At 56.9% G+C, this 19,049-nt stretch carries 16 protein-coding genes; 6 read left to right on the top strand and 10 right to left on the bottom strand.

Going from position 1 to position 19,049, the window contains the following annotated elements:
- Positions 1 to 44: 44 nt before the first annotated feature.
- The 4 genes from FKG94_RS09475 to FKG94_RS09460 all read right to left on the bottom strand — a co-directional run bounded on the left by FKG94_RS09475 (position 45) and on the right by FKG94_RS09460 (position 7,136).
- Complete coding sequence (locus FKG94_RS09475; protein ID WP_142903973.1) at positions 45 to 2,972, bottom strand: ricin-type beta-trefoil lectin domain protein; 2,928 nt, start codon at positions 2,970 to 2,972, stop codon at positions 45 to 47.
- A 406-nt stretch (positions 2,973 to 3,378) separates the two neighbouring features.
- Positions 3,379 to 4,281: a helix-turn-helix domain-containing protein gene (locus tag FKG94_RS09470; protein ID WP_142903972.1), complete on the bottom strand. Its 903-nt coding sequence runs from the start codon at positions 4,279 to 4,281 to the stop codon at positions 3,379 to 3,381.
- Positions 4,257 to 5,258 (bottom strand): ketoacyl-ACP synthase III, encoded by a 1,002-nt coding sequence (locus FKG94_RS09465; RefSeq protein ID WP_142903971.1) that lies wholly within the window; start codon positions 5,256 to 5,258, stop codon positions 4,257 to 4,259. The genes FKG94_RS09470 and FKG94_RS09465 overlap by 25 nt, the downstream gene beginning before the upstream one ends.
- 972 nt (positions 5,259 to 6,230) lie before the next feature.
- Entirely contained in the window at positions 6,231 to 7,136 is a 906-nt protein-coding gene (locus tag FKG94_RS09460) for a ParA family protein (protein WP_179957569.1), read from the bottom strand.
- 364 nt (positions 7,137 to 7,500) lie between these two features.
- Between FKG94_RS09460 and FKG94_RS09455 the strand changes: the two genes are divergently transcribed.
- Complete coding sequence (locus FKG94_RS09455) at positions 7,501 to 7,881, top strand: PH domain-containing protein (RefSeq protein ID WP_142903969.1); 381 nt, start codon at positions 7,501 to 7,503, stop codon at positions 7,879 to 7,881.
- Positions 7,882 to 7,916: 35 nt separating this feature from the next.
- Positions 7,917 to 8,303, top strand: coding sequence for a RidA family protein (locus tag FKG94_RS09450; protein ID WP_142903968.1), 387 nt, complete (start codon positions 7,917 to 7,919; stop codon positions 8,301 to 8,303).
- A 23-nt stretch (positions 8,304 to 8,326) separates the two neighbouring features.
- On the opposite strand, the gene FKG94_RS29180 is transcribed toward FKG94_RS09450, so the two are convergent.
- On the bottom strand, positions 8,327 to 9,307 hold the full coding sequence (locus FKG94_RS29180; protein WP_246125063.1) for a helix-turn-helix domain-containing protein: 981 nt from the start codon (positions 9,305 to 9,307) through the stop codon (positions 8,327 to 8,329).
- 16 nt (positions 9,308 to 9,323) lie between these two features.
- Positions 9,324 to 10,241, bottom strand: a complete 918-nt coding sequence (locus FKG94_RS09440) for a helix-turn-helix domain-containing protein (RefSeq protein ID WP_142903967.1) — start codon at positions 10,239 to 10,241, stop codon at positions 9,324 to 9,326.
- A gap of 441 nt (positions 10,242 to 10,682) precedes the next feature.
- On the opposite strand from FKG94_RS09440, the gene FKG94_RS09435 reads away from it, so the two are divergent.
- A complete protein-coding gene (locus FKG94_RS09435) occupies positions 10,683 to 10,949 on the top strand; it encodes a hypothetical protein (protein ID WP_142903966.1) in 267 nt (88 codons plus the stop codon).
- 9 nt (positions 10,950 to 10,958) lie between these two features.
- Here FKG94_RS09435 and FKG94_RS09430 read toward each other — a convergent pair whose 3' ends face one another.
- The 3 genes from FKG94_RS09430 to FKG94_RS09420 form a co-directional block, all read right to left on the bottom strand.
- Positions 10,959 to 11,420 carry a hypothetical protein gene (locus FKG94_RS09430; protein WP_142903965.1) on the bottom strand — a complete coding sequence of 154 codons (462 nt, stop codon included), beginning with the start codon at positions 11,418 to 11,420 and terminating at the stop codon, positions 10,959 to 10,961.
- 96 nt (positions 11,421 to 11,516) lie between these two features.
- Positions 11,517 to 12,440, bottom strand: coding sequence for an alpha/beta fold hydrolase (locus tag FKG94_RS09425; RefSeq protein ID WP_142903964.1), 924 nt, complete (start codon positions 12,438 to 12,440; stop codon positions 11,517 to 11,519).
- A gap of 48 nt (positions 12,441 to 12,488) precedes the next feature.
- Complete coding sequence (locus FKG94_RS09420; RefSeq protein ID WP_142903963.1) at positions 12,489 to 14,210, bottom strand: N-acyl-D-amino-acid deacylase family protein; 1,722 nt, start codon at positions 14,208 to 14,210, stop codon at positions 12,489 to 12,491.
- 201 nt (positions 14,211 to 14,411) lie between these two features.
- Between FKG94_RS09420 and FKG94_RS09415 the strand changes: the two genes are divergently transcribed.
- The 3 genes from FKG94_RS09415 (at position 14,412) to FKG94_RS09405 (ending at position 17,343) form a co-directional block, all read left to right on the top strand.
- Positions 14,412 to 15,011: a TetR/AcrR family transcriptional regulator gene (locus FKG94_RS09415; RefSeq protein WP_142903962.1), complete on the top strand. Its 600-nt coding sequence runs from the start codon at positions 14,412 to 14,414 to the stop codon at positions 15,009 to 15,011.
- A 19-nt stretch (positions 15,012 to 15,030) separates the two neighbouring features.
- On the top strand, positions 15,031 to 15,831 hold the full coding sequence (locus tag FKG94_RS09410; RefSeq protein WP_142903961.1) for a glycerophosphodiester phosphodiesterase: 801 nt from the start codon (positions 15,031 to 15,033) through the stop codon (positions 15,829 to 15,831).
- A gap of 93 nt (positions 15,832 to 15,924) precedes the next feature.
- On the top strand, positions 15,925 to 17,343 hold the full coding sequence (locus FKG94_RS09405) for an HDOD domain-containing protein (protein WP_246125062.1): 1,419 nt from the start codon (positions 15,925 to 15,927) through the stop codon (positions 17,341 to 17,343).
- Between the two features lie 37 nt (positions 17,344 to 17,380).
- On the opposite strand, the gene FKG94_RS09400 is transcribed toward FKG94_RS09405, so the two are convergent.
- A complete protein-coding gene (locus FKG94_RS09400) occupies positions 17,381 to 19,033 on the bottom strand; it encodes a lytic transglycosylase (protein ID WP_142903960.1) in 1,653 nt (550 codons plus the stop codon).
- Between the last annotated feature and the right edge of the window lie 16 nt (positions 19,034 to 19,049).

The following is a 19,049-nucleotide window of genomic DNA, read 5'->3' as shown; positions in this document are numbered from 1 at the left end:
CCTGCCAGATCACGTCTAAGCGACTAAAGCCTGGAACACCTTACTTACTGTAAGATAGTTTTCCAGCGCTGGTTACCGCCACCGTGGCTACTATAGATAACAATATTTTCGCTATTGGTAACATCCCAGACCTTATTGCTATCAATACGCGACCGGAATACACCGTTGTCAAAGTCCCATTGCTGGCTGATATCACCGTTGCAATCCCAGATAACCAGACGGTTTCCATTGGACACATTACCATTTGGAACCGTTACGCATTTGTTGGTATCCAACTTGGTAGTGACGGCGCCCGTCGCCGGGTTGTACAGAAACTGTTGGCCATCGATCGGATCACAGCGTTCAAACCTGAGAAAGGTTCCGTTTGCGGTGTTTTCGTCTTGCACATCGATGCATCCGTCACGATTGTAAGGCCTGAGCGTTATCCAGTTGTACACCTCTCTTTCAGTACGTAACTCCCAGTCTTGATTGTCCCGGCCATGGTATCCGTAGAGCAGCACATGACCCACTCTTTCCATTGCGTCCAATACCCAGGAACTGTCGACGGCGCTTCTCAGTGTGTAGTCAGCGTACAACCAGCGTGAATTATTGGTGTTTTCACAAGCGAGCAACCTTGGTATTCCGCCGCTAAACGCTTCTCTGGAATCGAGGCATAGGGAGGGGTTCGCACTATTTTTGAATGTGCCTTGTGCCCCGTCATAAATCCAGTGTTGATCAGCCTGCCGTGGCCTGCTAAAACAAGGCGCATGCCTGGCCGGTACCCCCGGCACAACGTCCTCGTCTCTACCGGCAACGCCCAGGCAATCACCATTGAGCTGCGTGACAACTTTTACTGTTTGCTCAAGCGAGTTGTGGTAAGCGCTGTTGTTTGCTGTGGCGCGTTCCCACATTTGCAAATACGCTTCTGTAGAGTTCATCACGGCTTCGTAAATTCGACTGGATGTCTGCTCGCGTATATCCTGCACATGATCGGCCAGCATACCGTAGTGAGCCATCCCTTCGGCATTGTAATCCAGTACTCGATTACCGGACTTTTGTTTATCAAAAACCAGTCCGAATTCATTCGTGAACGGGTATTGCAGTGGATCGGTTTGCGCATCGGCGCGAGGCCCGGGCTGATTGGCCAGGCCCGTCATATCAGTACCGAAACTCACACCATGAGCAAATGCTGTCGTTTCCACTTCGGATAAGTATTTGTCAATATCCTGTGCAAGATCATAAGCACTTTTGTTGTAGGGAGATACAAAACCACCCGTTTGCACCAGGCGTTTAAAGTTGACGTGCAAACCATTGTCCGGTCTAGCGGACAAGTGGCTATGGGCGCTTATCACGCCGCTATAATTGCGGGTTTCAACGATATCCAGAATACTGGCAGCCGTTTTTTCAGCGGCATGGTCCAGTTCAATCAGCATGCCCATATCGATCATGCGATTGATCAGGTACACACCTAATTCCGACAGCCCTTGTCGGTTACAGTGCCTGATATTAGGATCATAGTCAGGTGCGTTACTGATGCCACCAATAATATCACCTAACACGGGAATACCTTCAACGACAGGGAAACCCGGCTCGAGTTGGGCACCCCTGGTACCCGCATCGCACTCTTTAGTGTCAAAGAGGTACCCGGCTGACAACCACTGTCCGGCGTTAAGAAAACCACCTTCGAGCTTGGCGCCGCCGATCTTGTTGTCAAAGCGGTGCGTCGGGAATATCCCCCGAATGCCCAAATCGTACACTTCCTGCAGTTGCTGTTCGACGGAGTGACGGGTACAGCCGCCCTGTATACCGCAATCGAATAATTCAGAGACTTCGATACCCATGAACACAGCCAATTTGCCGTCGGCAATGACTTGCCTGGCCTCTAAAGGCGAGGTAACAATTCTGAAGAAGCCTTTACCCGGTCCACCGTGTTGCGCGTCGATATAGTCCTGCATTTCATGTAACCGCTGTACCTGCAGGCGAACGCTGTCCATTGCTTCACAACTGTTCGGGCTGTTTTGAGCAGCGGGATTGACCAGACTTTGTATGCTGCACAGCGCTTTGTTTTCAACCATATGGCTGACGACCATACGCAACCCGCCCAGGTACGCTCTTTCAATCCACTTGTAATAATAGCCGGTGTGGCTTACGTCCCGGTGGGTTGGCCAATGGGGAAAGTCGGGCCAGCCGCGCGTGTCGTAACGGAAACCGGGATCATCATACGCAAAAATATTGCCAAGTAAGTCAAGTGAGCCATTTTCCCCGTGAATAACAGCACTGTCGTTAAGGGCTTCGGTCACGCCAAATCGATGAAACGGATCGCCATGTACAAACTTCCCACCCATAAATTCATAGGAGGCGATATGTGCATGGGCATCGACAAAACCGCGCACAGGCAGGTTTGCGTTACCTTTGAGCAAATCAGGGCTGCCGGTGACATTTGTCTCTATTTCCGGATACGCCACACAGTTGGCAGCCGGAATAAGTTCAAAGGCGGTCTCGCTATCGTTATTCGGGTTTAATGTCGTAAAGAAAGTAAGGTCATCGGTTGCATAATTGTGGTGCAGCGTGCGGTTGAGTCCAATCGCCTTAAAGCGATACCGGAATTCATTTTCCCCTTGCTGAATCGCCTCAATGTTCCATTCGGCCGACTCTCCGGGCGAGGTACCGGCCGTCGAATTCGCCGGCGATGTCGTTGCCATGTAGCGACCATCGGCATTGGTCATCATAAAGTGCTTGAACCGGGTGGGTTTGAAAAAGAAACTGTTGGCTTCTGCAACACTGGCTGCCTTAAAGCCGAAGCGCTCGCCACCATTGGCAGTGCCACCCGATTGATATTGTTTGATGTATTTGTTGACCGTCGGGGACTTGATGACATAACAGCCCTGAGCCAACCCATCGACAGCCTCCGCTGCTGAGACAGCCGCCGCTTGGATTGAAACAGATGTCAGGCCGCAGAGAGTCAACATCGACAATAGATTTCTTTTTATCATCTCTATATCCTTTGATTATTATTTGAACACTGCTGCCGCTGTGTTGCTTATTCGGGCAATGCTTACCTTCTTGATGGATACAGTGCTGTTTTCCTCTTGCGGCGGATGCCCGCAATTTCTATCCCAACCAATGATAAAGCACCATAACCAGCGGCAACTGTGAGCCGATGGAGCGTTGAAAGTCCTACATATTTTGAAATTCGTCAGAGAAAAGTGTTATTAATCTGATAATTGTTGATTGGCCGTCGCTGGATTTAGAAGAAAATCATATAAAGCCGTGTTGTCTTATATTAGCGGACGCTAAACAACGTATTGATGTGAGGTCAACAGGCAGCCAGAAACAATGGGGGCGGCTATAGCCAGAGGTTGCCTGCCACTGTCATGGGTTTTACGCTAACGCCGGCTATTATTCCTTTAACTTTCTCAACAGCGTATTGCGCGAAATGCCCAGCATATTCGCCGCATGGGTCTTATTGCCGCCGCAGCGTTCAACAGCGTTTTTAATCACCTCACGCTCAAAAACGGCGCTGGCCTCTTTGAGATGCACAGGCCCATGGCCAAATATCAACGGGCTGATGATCCCGGCAGACCGATGCTCTTTGGTCGTCGGTATAATGGACAGGAACCGGAACAGCCGCTCGGTAGTTTCGGTATAGACCAATACCATCAACAGAAACGTTATTAAAAGCGAAACCAGCACGGCGGCGTTAAAATTGAACCCCACTTGCATAGCCGCTATGACCGCGACCACCATCAGCACCATGGGGCCGCTGCCAATCAGGAGCACGAAAGCCCGCCGCCGGCGCAACGGGTCCTGATTGCGCCGCCAGCAGTGGGCGAGAACCACGAGGCTAGACAGCAGCGAGACAACGGCGGTGATCTGCCAAACCCAATAGTAGGGACCTGCCACGCGGGTGACGGAGTAGCCGATACTCTCAACACCGGCAATCACCAACCCGGGCATTCCTACGACGACTGAGGCCAGCACACCATAAACGATTATGGGCCGATTAAAGTAGCGGGACGGGCAGCCGCTTACATCAAGCGACAAGCCCAACAGCGACAGGCAGGCTAGCAGGGCGCAGATATAATAGCCCAGCATATAGTAATAGGAAGGCGCGGGGTTATCGGTATAGTAAAACCCGGTTAACTCAGCAAGATTGGCCCCGAACAATGACAGCAGAAAGACCCACAACCAGGGTCTTATCTGCCGCAGTGAGTGCCGTGCCATCAGAAAGATGACGATCTTTAATGCCAGCGCCAATACACTGGGTATTGCGTAGACTAAAACACCATTCCCGCTTGACATACGCTAATGCCACTCCCCGCTCCAAAGATCAATAACCGGTCACCGCGCTTGGGGCGATTCAGCGCGATGTTGACCGGAATGGTTGCACTGGCCAGGTTGCCGTAATAGTCATAGGTGATGGGCGCATAGTCAGGCGCCATGCCTGCTACTTTGACCAGTTCCTGGTGAGGTCCGGCGCCGGCCTGGTGGCAGTACAGCCAGTCAGCGCTACCGGGTGACCAATCCAGTTTTTCATAAGTCGCGTCGATCATGCCGCGATGCAGGTCCACAACGGTTCGGGATATTCTGTCCATTACCATTTCACCTTCCAGACCGCCTTCCTCTTTGTGACGCCACCAGCACAGCTCCGCGTGCTCTCCCTGGGACTGGAAACCGACCCACCGGAGTCCGTCACCCGCCGCAGAGCGCTGTACCACCATGGCGCCCCCGGCGTCGCCAACCGTCAAGCTGCCAAGCCACTTTCTAAACTCTGCTTTACTGTTGGTATTTTTTATTCTTTCCATAAACGAGTACATGACATGACTCGTTTTCTCGCCGGTACACACCAGCGCATTGTCGATGCCGCCTTTGGCGATAAAGGCATCGGCTACCGAGAGCCCGTTCATAAAACCGTGGCAGGCGTTGGACAGGTCGAAGCAGGTGGCTTTTTCCGCACCGATGATCGACTGTACCCGGTGCGCTGTGGCAGGTTCCTGCCAGTCCCTGTCGATGCCGCAGTAGACAACCAGGTCGATATCACCAGGGCTGACCCCGGCATCCTCAAGCGCGTTTTCAGATGCCCTTATCGCCATGTCGGAAGGTAGCATATTTTCATCGGAAATGCGCCGCTCCTTGATACCCGCCAGTCGGTCTATATAGGTCACGGGGGTTCCGAATCTTGTCGAATTCACCTCCTCCATAAGCGAGCGGGACGTGACCCGGTTGTTGGGGAGATAGGCCCCGACGCCTGCGATACGTGAACTGCCTGAAAATTCCATGCTGTTAACCTCATAATCAATTTGTTGAACGGAAAAAACGAACCTACTTCAATTTTGAAGTGGCGCCCAATGAGGTTTAGATCGTGGCAGCAGTGAGAGCCAGGTAGTGGCGCGGGGAGGTGGTAACAGGGTTAGGACCAGACAGGGGGCGTCGCCACGCCGGTCAGTCGACTGGTGGTTTTCTGCGCGTTTTAGGGGAGGTGATTGGCCATTTTAGACCGAAGTGTACGGCCCTTTCTGAATCTGGTTACTACATTACCGGTCGCCGGGTACCGGGCATTGCAAGGCCCTATCAACCCACAGCGTCCGGTCGGTCTATCGCCGTTACCATCTACCATGCCGTTATTAAATTCTTGATGGCCGGCGTAGAGACCCAGGTAGTTTTCAGTGTCCGGGGCTTAGGCCATCATGATCGGTCATCCGGCAATTCGTTTTCTGGGCAGCATGGTGTAGTCGTGATGTTACCGTCTTAAAGCTGTCGGGCAATGACCGTCAACTTTACCCGACACCTAACAGCGTTTCGTTCACCAACGGGTTTGACTGTGCAGGTGCTGTCTGGCTTAGGTCGGCTCGACTGATCAGCCATTGCAGTCCGGCCTTCACTTGCATAAACTGATTGCACAAAAACACATATGACAAGTTTTATGTTTAAAGACAGTTTTCCGATTTTTCCGGTATGGATAGTGCTGATTATTGCAATGTTTGTACAAAAAACCGCTGCTTATATTTTTGCGCTTTACTTTTATATCGCCTGGCTTTTTATCGGTTTGCTGGTGGAGTTTAAACGCGGAGTTATTTATGACCGCTGGGGGAGGGAGGTGGTTTGCCGACGCAGTTTCGAGCCGGCAAAGTTTCACCGGTTGTTATTGCTTAGGTTTTGCCTGTACGCCTGCTTCGGGTTGTTTTTAAAGTTCTTTGTCTTTGACAATATGGCGACCAGCGCCTGGTAACGACCGCGATATGGCCGGTTTCTCAACGCTGTCCTCCGTGGCGCAGTGATCTTCGATCCTTGGTTGCCTCTTCCAGCCAGCTCGACAGTTTATCCCATTGTTCCGCTTCATAGCCGCCGCTACCGGACTGCAGCTCGTGAATGCCCAAGCCGATCTCCGCTGCGTTGAGGTAATTGGGATTGTCTTTGAACTGCACGACAAAGGGAATGTTCAACGCGCCCAGAAACGACTGCAATTTCTTATAGGCCTGGGTTTTTTTGGGCACTCGGTTGGCCACTATACCCACTGGAATATTGCGGGTCCTGACCTTGCCGATCAGCAGCAGATCCCGGATAAAGCGGGCGGTTGCATGCATATCGATGGAGGAGGGCAGTACCGGAATCACGACTGCATCGACATTTTTCAACAAGCCGATCAGCTCTGCGCCGTCGACGCCGGCGGGTGCGTCAATCACCACCCGTTGGGTGCCGTGGGGGATGCGCAGTTGCCAACTGCGAGTGACGGAACCACCGGCACTGGGATGCGCGGCAATGCCGTGAATGGACGGCGCGGTCCGGCTTTCCGCATCGCGCAGTTTCAACCAGGTCAGACTCGACTCCTGGGGATCGTAGTCCATGATGGCGGTTTTCAATCCCTGTACCGCAAAGTAGCTGGCGAGATTGGTGCTGATAGTGGTTTTTCCACAGCCGCCCTTGCCGTTGAGCACAAGAAAACGGCGGCAGTCGTCCCGGCCGGCAACCGACGTCACCCGGGTGGATGCAGCCACAGCTCTTCCAGGCGCAGGCGCGGCCAGCGGGTCGGGGCCGGTAGCGAGCGGGGTTGTCGATAAATCGCGGGCATAGACTAGATTACCTGTATCGGGCTGATAAACGGGCGGTACCGGCGGCAACGCAGGCCCGGCGTCCATTACCGAATGACGACACTTCATATCTGAGCCTCCCGGGGCTCCCATTAGAGACGTGACAAAGCCTTTCATGCTGTAGGGCACCGTTCTCAGTAAGCTCTGGCAGCCTAACAGCCTGAAATCCGGTCGGCGTTGAAACAGCTCACATAATTGATGCGATTATTTCCGTAAGTATTTGATATGGCTGAAAATGGCCAAATTTGAAGCAGCCGGCAAATTGGCTGAAACCGCAACCCCGGCCAAGCTTTCGGCCGGTACAAAGTATGACACCGTTTTTTTGGGCTAATCAGGTTTAATTTGTTAGGCTTGAGCGGTCATGGGGTTTGCGAAGTCCCGTATTCTCATGTCGACTATTCAGGCGTACGCAAAACGTTAGGGAGTTAAACAGGTGAGTTATGTAGAGGATTCACTGTCGGCCGGCGAAGAAATTCGGGCCGTGTTCCATCATCACTGGACGACTTATATCCCGGTTTGGGTGCTGGTATTGACAATTATCCTGCTCCCTTTCGGCCTGTATAAATGGCTGGCGCTGCGGGGTATTGAGCAGGCCGTTACCAACAAACGGGTGATTCGCAAAACCGGCATTATCTCCCGCAACAGTGAAGAGATGAAAATCACCTCCATCGAAACCGTGGAGATTCTACAAAGTATCTGGGGGCGGATAATGGGTTACGGAACCGTCAAGGTCACTGGCCGTGGTATCAGCGACGTCGTGTTTCCGAGGATAGACAACCCGATGCAAGTGAAACGGGCCATCGAGTCGGCTTGATCGGCAACCGGCTCTGTATTTGTGAGGTAGTCCACATGCCAATCATTGCACATAACCCCGCGGCGTTATTCCCGCGGTATCGAAACTATAGCCATGCCGTTGAAGTAACGGCGGATTCCCGCTTGCTGTTTATCAGTGGGCTGAATGGTTATCTCAAAGACGGTACCTCCATGCCGGAAACCTTTGAGGCTCAAGCAGAAATCATCTGGCAGCATATCGGGGCAACCCTGAAGTCGGCGGATATGGAGTACGGCAATATCGTATCGCTCAGGACCTATCTCGCGGACCCGCAATATGACCAGGAGAATGTGCGCTTGCGAGTCAAGTACCTGGGCGATAACCAACCGGCATTGACGGTGATTTGTTGTCGATTGCTGGAATCAAAATGGAAGCTGGAGATCGAAGCGGTGGCGGCGGCCTGAGGTTTCGAGGCGTTGCTCGAGATTTAGTCGCGGCGACCCTGGCGCGACTTGATATTGGCCTCGGCGTTTTTGGGCAGCTTTATTTTGTGCAGTTTTATCTTGTCCAGCAATGTTGCACGGGAAATGCCGAGTATTTCCGCGGCCCGGGTGTCGTTGCCATCGCAACGCGTCAGGGCTTCGCGCACCAATTCATTTTCAAACATCGTCCGTGACTCTTCCTGCGGCAGCGGTGTCGGGTTGAGAATCAACGGCCGCAGGTTGTTGATCGTTTTGTACTCCTCAGTACTGGGAATGACCGACAGGAAGTTGAACAGGCGCTCGCTCGCCTCGGTGTAAATCAGTACCATCAGCAGAAAGTTGATAAAAAACGAAATCAGCACGGCGGCGTTGATCTTGAGTCCCAATTGCATAGCGGCAATGATGATAACCACCATCGCGACCATGGGGACGTTACCCACCAGCAGCACCAGGGCGCGGCGCCGGCGCAACGTGTCCCGGTCGGTGGCGTAACAGCGGGCCAGTATCGCCAGACTGCTGAACAGGATACCGAGAATACTCACCGGCAGTATCCAGTAGAACGGGCCCGGGACCCGGGTCAGGTGGTAACCGATGCTCTCCACACCGGCCACGGTAAAGCCCGGCACCAGTAGTGCCAGGGTGCACAGGGTACCGTAGCCGATAATGGTCAGGTTCAGCGTGCGACTGTTGCAGCCGCTGGTGTCCAGTGACAGACCCAGTAACGCCAGACAGGCGCAGATGGCAAAGAAGTAGTAGCCAAGCAGGCAGGGCAGCGCATCCTCCGGTCGGGTCAGGTAGGTGAACGCGACCAGCTCCAACACATTCAAACCGCACAGAAACAGCAGCAGTGCCCGAAACCAGGGGCGGATATTTTTCAGGCTGTGCCGGGCCACCCAAAAGATCAACAGCTTGGTTGCCAGCGCGAGGATACTGGGCAGGGCGTACAACGACGCCAAATGTACCAGAGCACCATCCCCGTCTGACATACGCTTATCCCTGCCTTTAATAAGTCTGTGGCCGGCTTTTCAATTTGCGCAGCAAGGTTGCGCGCGAGATGCCGAGCATGTCCGCCGCGTGGGTTTTATTGCCGCCGCAGCGCTCCACCGCACCCCTGATCAACTCCCGCTCGAAAACCGCCTGGGCGTCTTTTAACGGTGTCGGTGTATGGCCGAACAGCAGCGGGCTGATGGTCTTGAAGGTACGGTACTCCCGGGTGGCGGGAATCATCGACAGGAAGTTGAACAGCCGGGCCTGTTTCTCCGTGTACAGCAGCACGATCAGCAGGAAGTTCATACTAAACGATACGAAAACCGCCCCGTTTATCTTGACGCCGAGTTGCATCAACAGGGCCACCAACAACACGATCGCTACTGCCGGTACGGTGGCGATCAGCAGTACAAAAGCGCGGCGGCGGCGCACCGGGTCGGCGTTGCAGCGGTAGCTGTACCACAGTACGCCGAGGCTGCTCGCCAGCGTTGCCAGGATAGTCACTTGCAGCACCCAGTACAGCGGGCCCGATACCCGGGTTATCGAATAACCGATACTTTCCACGCCGGCAACCGCAGCGCCCGGGATGATCAGCACCAGGGCGCAGGTAAAACCCAGCACCAGCAATACCTGACTCAAAAACAGGTTTAAATAGTTACCAATTTCCAGGGACAGACCCAGTAGCAAAATGCAGGCGCCCACCGCAAACAGGTAGTACAGGGTGAGGTAGCCGGCAGCGGCGTAGGGCCTGTCTACATAGGCGAAAGTGATCAATTCGATCAGATTGATGCCGCACAGGGCGATTAAAAACGCCAGAAACCAGGGGCTGAGCGACCTCAGGGTATGGCGTGCCATCCAGAAAATGATGATTTTTATCGCCAGTGCCGAAACACTTGGCAGTGTGTAAATTATTATTCCATCCCAGCCTGACATAAATCGACAATCCGCTGCCCGCCCCCCGTAGCCATAATCTCTTGCCTCGCTTGAGGCACTATAATGCCCTGAATAGCGCCATAAATTGACTAAAATAATGGCGCCGGTCAGGTTATCCAGATATCAGTAGATAATTGGCGCACATTTTACCCCTATATCCGCCAGGGTAGTCAATCGCCGGTATGTTGCAACAGACAACTGGTCGGCTGGCCCGGACGGGATCGCTTCATTAAGACCGTCAAAGGTGGTGTTGCAACTGAGGGTGCGCGCCGTGACAAATCTGGTGCACTCCTGTCGGGGCGGGGTGTTCAGCCGTACCAGAAATAAACAGTTGACGCCGAATTCAGGCCTAATATCTTGGCTGGCAGCAGCCGTTTCGGATCGCCTGTCGTTCCAGGTCGCCTGTCTTTAAAGGTCATATTCAGGGGAGGGGAATCGCCAGTGGGGCAGATTATCAACTTCAGTTTTACCGGCAAGCCCTGTGTCGGAAACAACAGCGACGAAAGCAGGTTGTCGCCGGCTTTGACAGACCGGCCGGCGGGTGTCATTGCAACCCACCCTGCTGGCGGACAACACAGCTGGAACGCTGCCGGTCGCACTGAGGTGCGCAGGCTCGGGGAGCGGCGCCGAAATCTCAACGAGCCGCACGTGAGGGCGTTTCGCAATGCCCACTACCGCGCGGAACTGGAAAAGCTGGGGCTGTTGTAAAAGCTTCTGTCACTGCTCGGGAAACAGATGGGGCTCGATGGGCGACCGGGTTTCCTCATAGTTGATCCGCAACGCAAAGTCCTGCTTTTTACCGAGATAGATAATGATACCGCTGCGGTTGGGATCGCGCGGGTTATAGATTTCGAAATTGCGAGGCTGTCTGGCGGCTTTCGCCTCGAGTTTCGGTTTGTTGGGTTTGGCAATAACCACCACTTCCTCGATTTCGGTGTCCGCTTTCGGGACCGTCAGTTGTATTTTGTAGACTTCTTCCTCCCCCTCAACTTTTTCCACCTTCATGACCTGCGCCCCCAGTTTCGACTCCTTGTGCCCGGCAACCGGTTCGATCCACAGCGTATCGGAGGCGTCCTGAGCGAGGGCGGCGCCGCTCAATAACAGCAGCCACAGGCCGCACCACAGCGGCAGGCGGTCGGTGCAGTCAGGTGTGCGACAAAGGCGTTTGATTGAAAACATGTTCGACTCCTCGGGCTGTTGTGACAGAGCAATTATGCTGCGAATCGCTAAGTATACTCCAACTGACCGCGCCGGTATTGCCGGCCCGGCAGGACTTTATGCCCTGGCTGCGAGTTCGGGCTCCGCGGTGCTGAGGCGCTGCAAAAATTCCGTGTAGGCCTCGAGTACCTGCTCCGGCGCTTCCACTTGGGGATAGTGACCGATGGCGGGCAGTGCCCGAATGAAGTGATTGTTGCCCACCAATTGTTCAAAGCGCGCCACCATATGGGCGCCGGAAACCGGATCGACAGAGCCGTTGATCAGCCCCAGGGGCACGGCGCTGTCGCGCAGCGCCTCCAGCCAGCGCTCGCGATGCTGGCGCCGGTCACGTATATAGGTGATGAGGTTGTGAAACAGGTGTTTGCCGTTCTTGGTGTTGATCAATTGCCAGAAACCGTCGAGTTCGTCGCGCGTGGCTTTGGTATCGGGACCGAACACACTGTTCATGGAACGTTCGAAGGCCGGTTTGGACAAGACCCGGTTGATAAGTGGGCCCAGCGGGCTCAACAGCAGTTTTTGGATCAAGCGGGCTCGGTGTGTTTCCGGAAACAGCCCCCCGTTTAAAAAACATACCGACAGCCAGTTGCCGCTGCCGGTGCCGGCGTTTTGGCGGGCGAGCAGCTCCTGTGCCACGGTATCGCCGTAATCATGGGCGAGCACGTGAAAGCGGCCCAACTGGAGCTTTTCGATCAGCCCTTCGCACAGGTCCGCCTGCTCCATAATGCTATAGGTGTGGGGATCGGGCTTGTCGCTGAAACCGAAGCCGAGCAGGTCCATGGCCACCAGGCGGTAGTGTTGGGCGAGGCCGGGCCAGATCTTGGTCCAGTCCCAGGACGCCGTGGGAAAACCGTGGATCAACAACACCGTGGGTTTGTCGTGGTCGTGGGTGTCCATGTAAAAGATTTCGTAGCCCCGCAGCCGGGTGAATTCGCCGTGAGCTTTCCAGGTATCGACGGATATCAAAGGTTTGTCTCCAGTCATATTTCCATCAGTGACGGTTTGCTTCAGCGCTGCCGCGGCCACCGCGATTCAGTGCAGTTGGCTGCGCAACAGGCGGCCGAAAGGCCGCTGTTCATAATCGTCGCAGAAACTGCCGTGACGGCACACCGGTTGTCCCCGCACGATTACCTGTCGCACTGCCGCGCCGGAGCCGCTGACCATGCGCATGTCGCCGTTGAAGCGCGGGTCGTTGATCTCGGTGGCGCCGGTCAGGTCCGTCGCCAGTGCAGCCGGATCGACCACGGTGATATCGGCAGGCTTACCGGTTGCCAGAACGCCGGTGTCCAGTCCCAGCCAGGCGGCGATGTCGCCGGTGAGCCGGTGAATGGCCGCCGCTACCGAAAGCCCGTCGCGGTATTGGTTGGCATCGCGCAGCAGACACAGGTGGGCGTTCTGAAAACCCATATTGCGATTGTGCGCGCCGGCGTCACTAAAGCCAATCTGATTGAACGGTCTTTTCAAAATTTTACGTAACACGGCGGGTCTGTCGTTGGCTACTACCGAATACCAGCGCAGCTTCTGGTCGTGTTCCGCCAGCAGGTCCAGCAGGCAGTCCACCGGGTCGCACCCCTGGTCTGCGGCGATATCGCTGAAGGTTTTGCCCACCAGTGAGGCGTCGGGGCAGGCGACCACGGTCATCTCCGTGAGGTCGCGGTGAAAGCTGCGGTTGAATACGCTCAGCCATTCGCGGCGAAACTGGCGGCGCCAGTCGGGGTCGGCAAACAGTTGTTGCCGCTGGGCCCGGGTATCGGCATTCATCAGCCGTGCGCCGGCGTGAAACTCCTCGAAAATGGGTGTGTTGTAGCCGTCGCTCCAGAGTTCGAACGGGCAGGCGAGGGATTGGAAGCGCAAATTGCCTCTGCCCAGACGGTTGATCACACTGCACAACAGTGCCGGCAACTGCCCGAGGGCACGGTTGCCCTTGAAGTCCAGCGACGCCAGCATCGATAGCTTGAGCGGCGCGCGCAACAACCCGGTGCTCAACAGTGACAGCAACAGAGTACTCGCTTTGCGGTTGGCGTTGGGCGTGGCCTGCATCACCCGGCCGTGGCGGCGCAGGATGCCGGCCAGGTAGCGATACTCGTCCATATGGGCATACTGGGAGGGGATGCTGGCGCCGTTGTATTTGTAACCCATCCAACGATGCCAGGGCAGCATATCGATACTCATCCCCAGGTAGCCCGCCTCGATGGCTTCCTGCAGATGGTTGCCCATGGTGTGTTTGTCGGCGTCGGTCACCGGCTCCCGTTGCAGGCAACGCTGCTTGCCGAGTGCGGCCAGACGCACATTGGAGTGGCCCAGAAACGAGGCCACGTTGGGTCCCAGGTTCAGACGCTCCAGATGGGTGTAATACTCGGCCGGTGTGCGCCAGGTCATGCGCTCGCCGACCCACTCGCGCAGCAGCTCCCGGGGCAGGTTTTCCACCCGCGCGAACAGGTCCACCACATCGGCCGGTTCGCCCATGGCCAGCGACAGGGAACAATTGCCCATGACGACGGTGGTGACGCCGTGGCGCACAGATTCGCGCAGACCGGGAAACACCTCCAACTCGGCGTCATAGTGGGTATGCAGATCGATAAACCCGGGCAGCACCCAGTGACCGCGGGCATCGATCACCTCGGCGGTGTCGCATTGGAGGGCGGGCCCGACGGCCTTGATGCTACCGGCGTCGATAAGGATGTCCGCCGGTACTGGCGCAGCGCCTGTGCCGTCATAGACAGTGCCGTTTTTGATCAGTAAGCTTGCGGTCATTTTTTAGCTCCGGATACGGGCTGGGCCGGATTGACGTCCGCTCGGCGGTTCGCCCGGGTCTGTCTCAGGTCTGTTTTCAGGTTTATTGTGGTTTTACCTTAGAATCAGCCGCACCGGGGTGTCACGGCTGCGATTTTAAGCCTAAGCTAACGCGTGTTAGCTTGCAACCGATTTTGACCGCCTGCGCTCACCGGAGGGGATATGTCCGATACCCAAAGCAGGATACTCGATGCCGCTCTGGCCCTGTTTGCGCGCCAGGGGTTTGAGGAGACCGGGATGCGGGAGATCGCCGCTCAGGTGGGGATCAGGGCGCCGTCCATCTACAAACACTTCAAAAGCAAAGAGGCGATTCTGGTGGCCTTGCTCGACGCCTGCGGCCCCGGCCCCATGACGCAAGCACTGGTCCATATCGAGCCGGGTGTAACCGCCGACCAGGCGGTTGCGCAGTTGATGGACATTCTTTTCGGCCTGTTCGGCAACGAGCGGGACAACCAGCTTATGCGTATCGTGCTGGGCGAAAGCCTGCGCAATCCGGTGGTGGCACGACTGGTCAAGGAGACCATATTCGGACAGGAGCGGGAGGCTCTGGTGGCCCTTTTTCAACAGTGGCAGCAGCAGCATCTGGTAAAACCCTACGATCCCGGTTTGCTGGCCGATGAGTGCCTGAGCCGCGGCATTATGCGGCGCTACCAGTTGCTGGTGTGTGCCGACGACCCCGACAGCCTGGCGCTGGTCAAGGAAGCGCTTGGCCGCCAGGTACAGTTTTTCTGGGATTGGATCAAAGTGGAGGCGCAACCGTGAAGGCGGGGCGCAGGGGCTGATGGCGATATCTTTTGGCTTGGATCGCGCGGCCTTGGCGCTGGTGGACCTCTGGTTCGCGCTGCTGCCCCAACCGCAGCCGGCGGCGGCAAAACTGCGCCGCTGTAAACTGGTCTCTCACCGCGGCCAGCACGACAATATCCGGGTGTTTGAAAATACCCTGGCGGCTTTCGATGCCGTGTTGGCGCGGGGTGTGTGGGGGATTGAATGTGATGTCCGCTGGACCCGAGACCTGCAGCCGGTGGTGTTCCACGACCCCGATGGCCGGCGCCTGTTCGGCAGTGACCAGCGTATCGACGGGCTGACCCTGGCTCAACTGCGCGAGGCCATGCCGTTGATCCCGACCCTGGCCGATGTGGTGACCCGCTACGGCGGCAGGTTGCATTTGATGGTGGAAATCAAAGAGGAGACCTATCCCGATCCGCCGCATCAGACTGCCCGCCTGCAAGAGATCTTTGCGCCGCTGGTACCCGAGCGCGACTACCATTTTCTCAGTTTGAACCCGGCGCTGTTCCGCTACCTGGATTTTGTCTCGCCCCGCGCCCTGCTGCCGGTGGCGGAGTTGAACCTCCGGCGTCTCAGCCAGGAGGCCATCGACAGCGGCTTCAAAGGCATCACCGGACATTTCTGGCTGCTGTCGGCGGCCTATTTGCACAGGCATCGCAGTGCCGGCCAGGCGGTGGGCACTGGGTTTATCCGCTCCCGGCGCGCGCTGTTTCGCGAGGTCAACCGCGATGTCGACTGGGTGTTCACCAATCACGCGGTACAATTGCAGGCCATCATCGACCGGCTCAGCGCTTGACGGCGGTCGCAGCCCGCCGCTGGGTGCGGGCCCGATGCACTACACTAGAGTAGTGGGGCGCGCCCACAGCCGTTAACGTCGGGTTGGAATACTATGTCAATAAAAGGTGTGGATGCCTGGGTGGAACGCCTGAGTCGGATCGATATGCCGGTGTTGGCCCAGGTGGTGAGAGAACTGAATGAACTCACCGGCAGCGACGAGGCCGAAGTCAACCAACTGGCGGATGTGATCCTGAAGGATGCCAACCTGACCTCCCAGGTGCTGCGTATCGCCAACAGCGTGCAGTACAACCCCTCCAACTTTCCTATCAACACAGTCAGCCGCGCCATCGTGCTGATCGGTTTCACCGGTGTCCGAGCCACCTGCATATCCCTGATGGTCATTGACTCCCTGCTCGGCAAGGAGCCGCGCGAACGGCTGCTGGCGGGGATGGCGCGGGGGTTTCACGCGGCTGCCCAGGCAAAAAACCTGGTCCGCCGTGCCGGTCGCCAGGTGCAGGAGGAGGTGTTTATCGCCGCACTGCTTTACCATCTGGGGGAAATGTGCTTCTGGGCCTGCGGCGCCCAGTTCGCCGATCAGTTGGACAGCGAGGTGCCGGCGGGGCAAATGCCGGACGATGAGGCCACTGAAGCGGTGCTGGGCACCAGTTTCAGGGCCATTACAAGGGGGCTGGCCCGGGTCTGGAAGCTCGGCGACACCCTGGAGCAGGCGCTCTATCCGCCCAAGTCGGTATCGGCCAAGATTATGGCGGTGCGGCTCGGTGACCAGATCAGCCAGCAGGCGCTCTATGGCTGGCACTCTGCGGAAATGACAGCGACGCTGCAAAAGGTGGCCAACTACGCCGGCATTGACCTGGAGCAGGCCCGCAAAATGGTTATGGCGGTGGCCGGCGAAGCGGCGGCGGTGGCGGTAAGCTACGGCGCCAGCCGGGTCTGCCACCTGATTCCCACTGTCGAACTCAGCGATCCGCCCGCGGCCAGAACGCGGATCGAGGCCGATCCGCAATTGCAGTTGAACATTCTGCGCGAGCTGTCCAATGCCCTGGCCGAGGGGCTGGATGTGAATACGGTATTTCAAATGGTGCTCGAAGGTATGCACCGCGGTATCGGACTGGAGCGGGTGATGGTCGGTTTTTTCCAGCGCCAGCGTATCAAGGCTCGCTATGTGCTGGGCGAGGGCACCGAAAGCTGGCGGCAAAAGTTCGACTTCCCGATCGATAAACAGGTCGAAAATATCTTCACGGATGTGATCGACACCGGCGAGGCGCAATGGATCAACCGCCGCCCCGACCGCCAGTCGCGACACCTGTACTCGACGGATATGCTGCGCCTGATAGGCTGCCGGCCGGCACTGCTATCGGTGGTGCGTATCGCCAACCGCGATGTAGCCCTGTTTTACGCCGACCGCGGCGACGGAGGCGGCCAGCTGGATAAAGACCAGTTTGCCAGCTTTCGCCACTTCACACTGCAGACCGGCATCAGCCTGGGGATGTTGACACAGAAGGACGCCTGAGCCGGGAGCCCGGTGTCCCGGGCACGGTCTGGCGGGCTCAGTTGACCTGGGTGACGTCGACAAAGAGGGTCAGCGACTGTCCCGGGTGAATATACTTGCTTTTGTTAAGTGTATTCCAACTGAGAATGTCCTTGACCGACAGATTGAACTTGCCGGCGATGCGCGCCAGGGAATCCCCGCGCCTGACGCGGTAGGCTACCTTGCGAATGACCGGGTTGTCGAGCCGGGCCACCGGACGCTGGGCCTCGCGACCGGGCCGGGTCCAGAGCACCAACTCCTGACCCGGGTGCAGCAGGTCCTTGGGTGCCATGCCGTTCCAGCGGGCGATGTCCTTCACCTGAATGTTGTGGCGGCGGGCAATTTTCCAGAAGCTGTCGCCGGGCTGCACGCGGTAGCTGACCCGAGCCGTCCCCTCGCCGCCGCGGGAGCGGGCCTGCTTGCGCCGCAGGCGCTGGTCGGCGCTGAAGGCATAGTGCTTGGCCGGTTGGGTCGCCACCGGAATCAGCAACGGCTGCCCCACTCGAATCACATTGCCCCGCAAGCTGTTGGCTTTTTTCAGCGACTCCACACTGGTGTTGAAGTGCCTGGCAATAATCAGCAGCGAGTCGCCGGACTTAACGATATAGCGCTCCCAGCCGATTCGCTCGTCCCGGGGCAGTGCCTGCAGCTTGGCACTGAAGCGTTCGGCTTCGGCGACCGGCAGCAGCAGGTGGTGGGAACCCTGGGGGTCGGTGGCCCAGCGGTTGTAACCCGGGTTCAGCAGGTAGAGTTCGTCGATATCGATTTCCGCCAGTGTCGCTGCCTGGGCCAGATCAATCTGAGAATTCACATTGACCCGGGTGAAGTAAGGGCGATTGGGTATTTCCTTGAGACTGATCTGATGTTGGGCCGGGTCTCCCACCAGTACCGCCAGCGCCAATAGCTGGGGCACATAGGCGCGGGTTTCGCGGGGCAGCTTGAGGGCCCAGAAGTCGGTCGCTTTACCCTGGCGGCGGTTGCGCCGAATGGCCCGTTGCAGATTGCCCTCGCCGGTGTTGTATGCGGCCAGTGCCAGCAGCCAGTCGCCTTTAAAGCGCCGGTGCAGGTCGCTCAGGTAATTGATCGCCGCCTGGGTGGAGGCCTCGATGTCGCGGCGCCCGTCGTACCACCAGTTTTGCTCCAGCCCGTACTGGCGCCCGGTGGCGGGGATAAACTGCCACATACCGGAGGCGCGCCCGTGGGAGTAGGCAAAGGGATCGAAAGCGCTTTCGACGATCGGCAGCAGGGCCAGTTCCAGCGGCAGTTCACGGGCCTCCAGTTCCTCGACGATGTGAAACAGATAGCGGCTGGCCCGCTCGCTGATGCGGTTCATATAGCCCTGGTGGCGGGCGTACCAGTCCAGATGCAGCTTGACCCTCTCGTTCATAACGACATCCAACTGGTAACCGGCGCGCAGGCGGTCCCAGAGATTGCCGTGATGTTCGGGCTCGAACGCAGCCAGTGTCGGCGCCGTTACTTCGCACTCCGGCGCCGGCGCCAGCGGCGCCACCGGCGCTGGCGCTAGCACCGTCTCCGGTATCGCCGCCGGTGTGGTTTCCGGTTGGGGAAGAATCTGATTGCAACCACTGAGGAGACTGGTGAGTAAAACGAAGAGGCTGATGTGAAAACGGGTTTGAGGGCTTCTTGTGTGGCTTTTGTAATGACTCTTCATAAAGGCTTCTTCATCA

This window comes from Exilibacterium tricleocarpae, from assembly GCF_007004655.1.
GTDB classification, from domain to species: domain Bacteria; phylum Pseudomonadota; class Gammaproteobacteria; order Pseudomonadales; family Cellvibrionaceae; genus Exilibacterium; species Exilibacterium tricleocarpae.
This window is presented reverse-complemented; position numbering and strand designations above follow the sequence as displayed.

Excerpts from the sequence above, each read along its gene's own strand:
- FKG94_RS09475 (WP_142903973.1), bottom strand. The coding sequence starts at position 2,972 with ATGATAAAAAGAAATCTATTGTCGATGTTGACTCTCTGCGGCCTGACA.
- FKG94_RS09470 (WP_142903972.1), bottom strand. The coding sequence starts at position 4,281 with ATGTCAAGCGGGAATGGTGTTTTAGTCTACGCAATACCCAGTGTATTG.
- FKG94_RS09465 (WP_142903971.1), bottom strand. The coding sequence starts at position 5,258 with ATGGAATTTTCAGGCAGTTCACGTATCGCAGGCGTCGGGGCCTATCTC.
- FKG94_RS09460 (WP_179957569.1), bottom strand. The coding sequence starts at position 7,136 with ATGAAGTGTCGTCATTCGGTAATGGACGCCGGGCCTGCGTTGCCGCCG.
- FKG94_RS09450 (WP_142903968.1), top strand. The coding sequence starts at position 7,917 with ATGCCAATCATTGCACATAACCCCGCGGCGTTATTCCCGCGGTATCGA.
- FKG94_RS29180 (WP_246125063.1), bottom strand. The coding sequence starts at position 9,307 with ATGTCAGACGGGGATGGTGCTCTGGTACATTTGGCGTCGTTGTACGCC.
- FKG94_RS09440 (WP_142903967.1), bottom strand. The coding sequence starts at position 10,241 with ATGTCAGGCTGGGATGGAATAATAATTTACACACTGCCAAGTGTTTCG.
- FKG94_RS09430 (WP_142903965.1), bottom strand. The coding sequence starts at position 11,420 with ATGTTTTCAATCAAACGCCTTTGTCGCACACCTGACTGCACCGACCGC.
- FKG94_RS09425 (WP_142903964.1), bottom strand. The coding sequence starts at position 12,440 with ATGACTGGAGACAAACCTTTGATATCCGTCGATACCTGGAAAGCTCAC.
- FKG94_RS09420 (WP_142903963.1), bottom strand. The coding sequence starts at position 14,210 with ATGACCGCAAGCTTACTGATCAAAAACGGCACTGTCTATGACGGCACA.
- FKG94_RS09415 (WP_142903962.1), top strand. The coding sequence starts at position 14,412 with ATGTCCGATACCCAAAGCAGGATACTCGATGCCGCTCTGGCCCTGTTT.
- FKG94_RS09410 (WP_142903961.1), top strand. The coding sequence starts at position 15,031 with ATGGCGATATCTTTTGGCTTGGATCGCGCGGCCTTGGCGCTGGTGGAC.
- FKG94_RS09405 (WP_246125062.1), top strand. The coding sequence starts at position 15,925 with ATGTCAATAAAAGGTGTGGATGCCTGGGTGGAACGCCTGAGTCGGATC.
- FKG94_RS09400 (WP_142903960.1), bottom strand. The coding sequence starts at position 19,033 with ATGAAGAGTCATTACAAAAGCCACACAAGAAGCCCTCAAACCCGTTTT.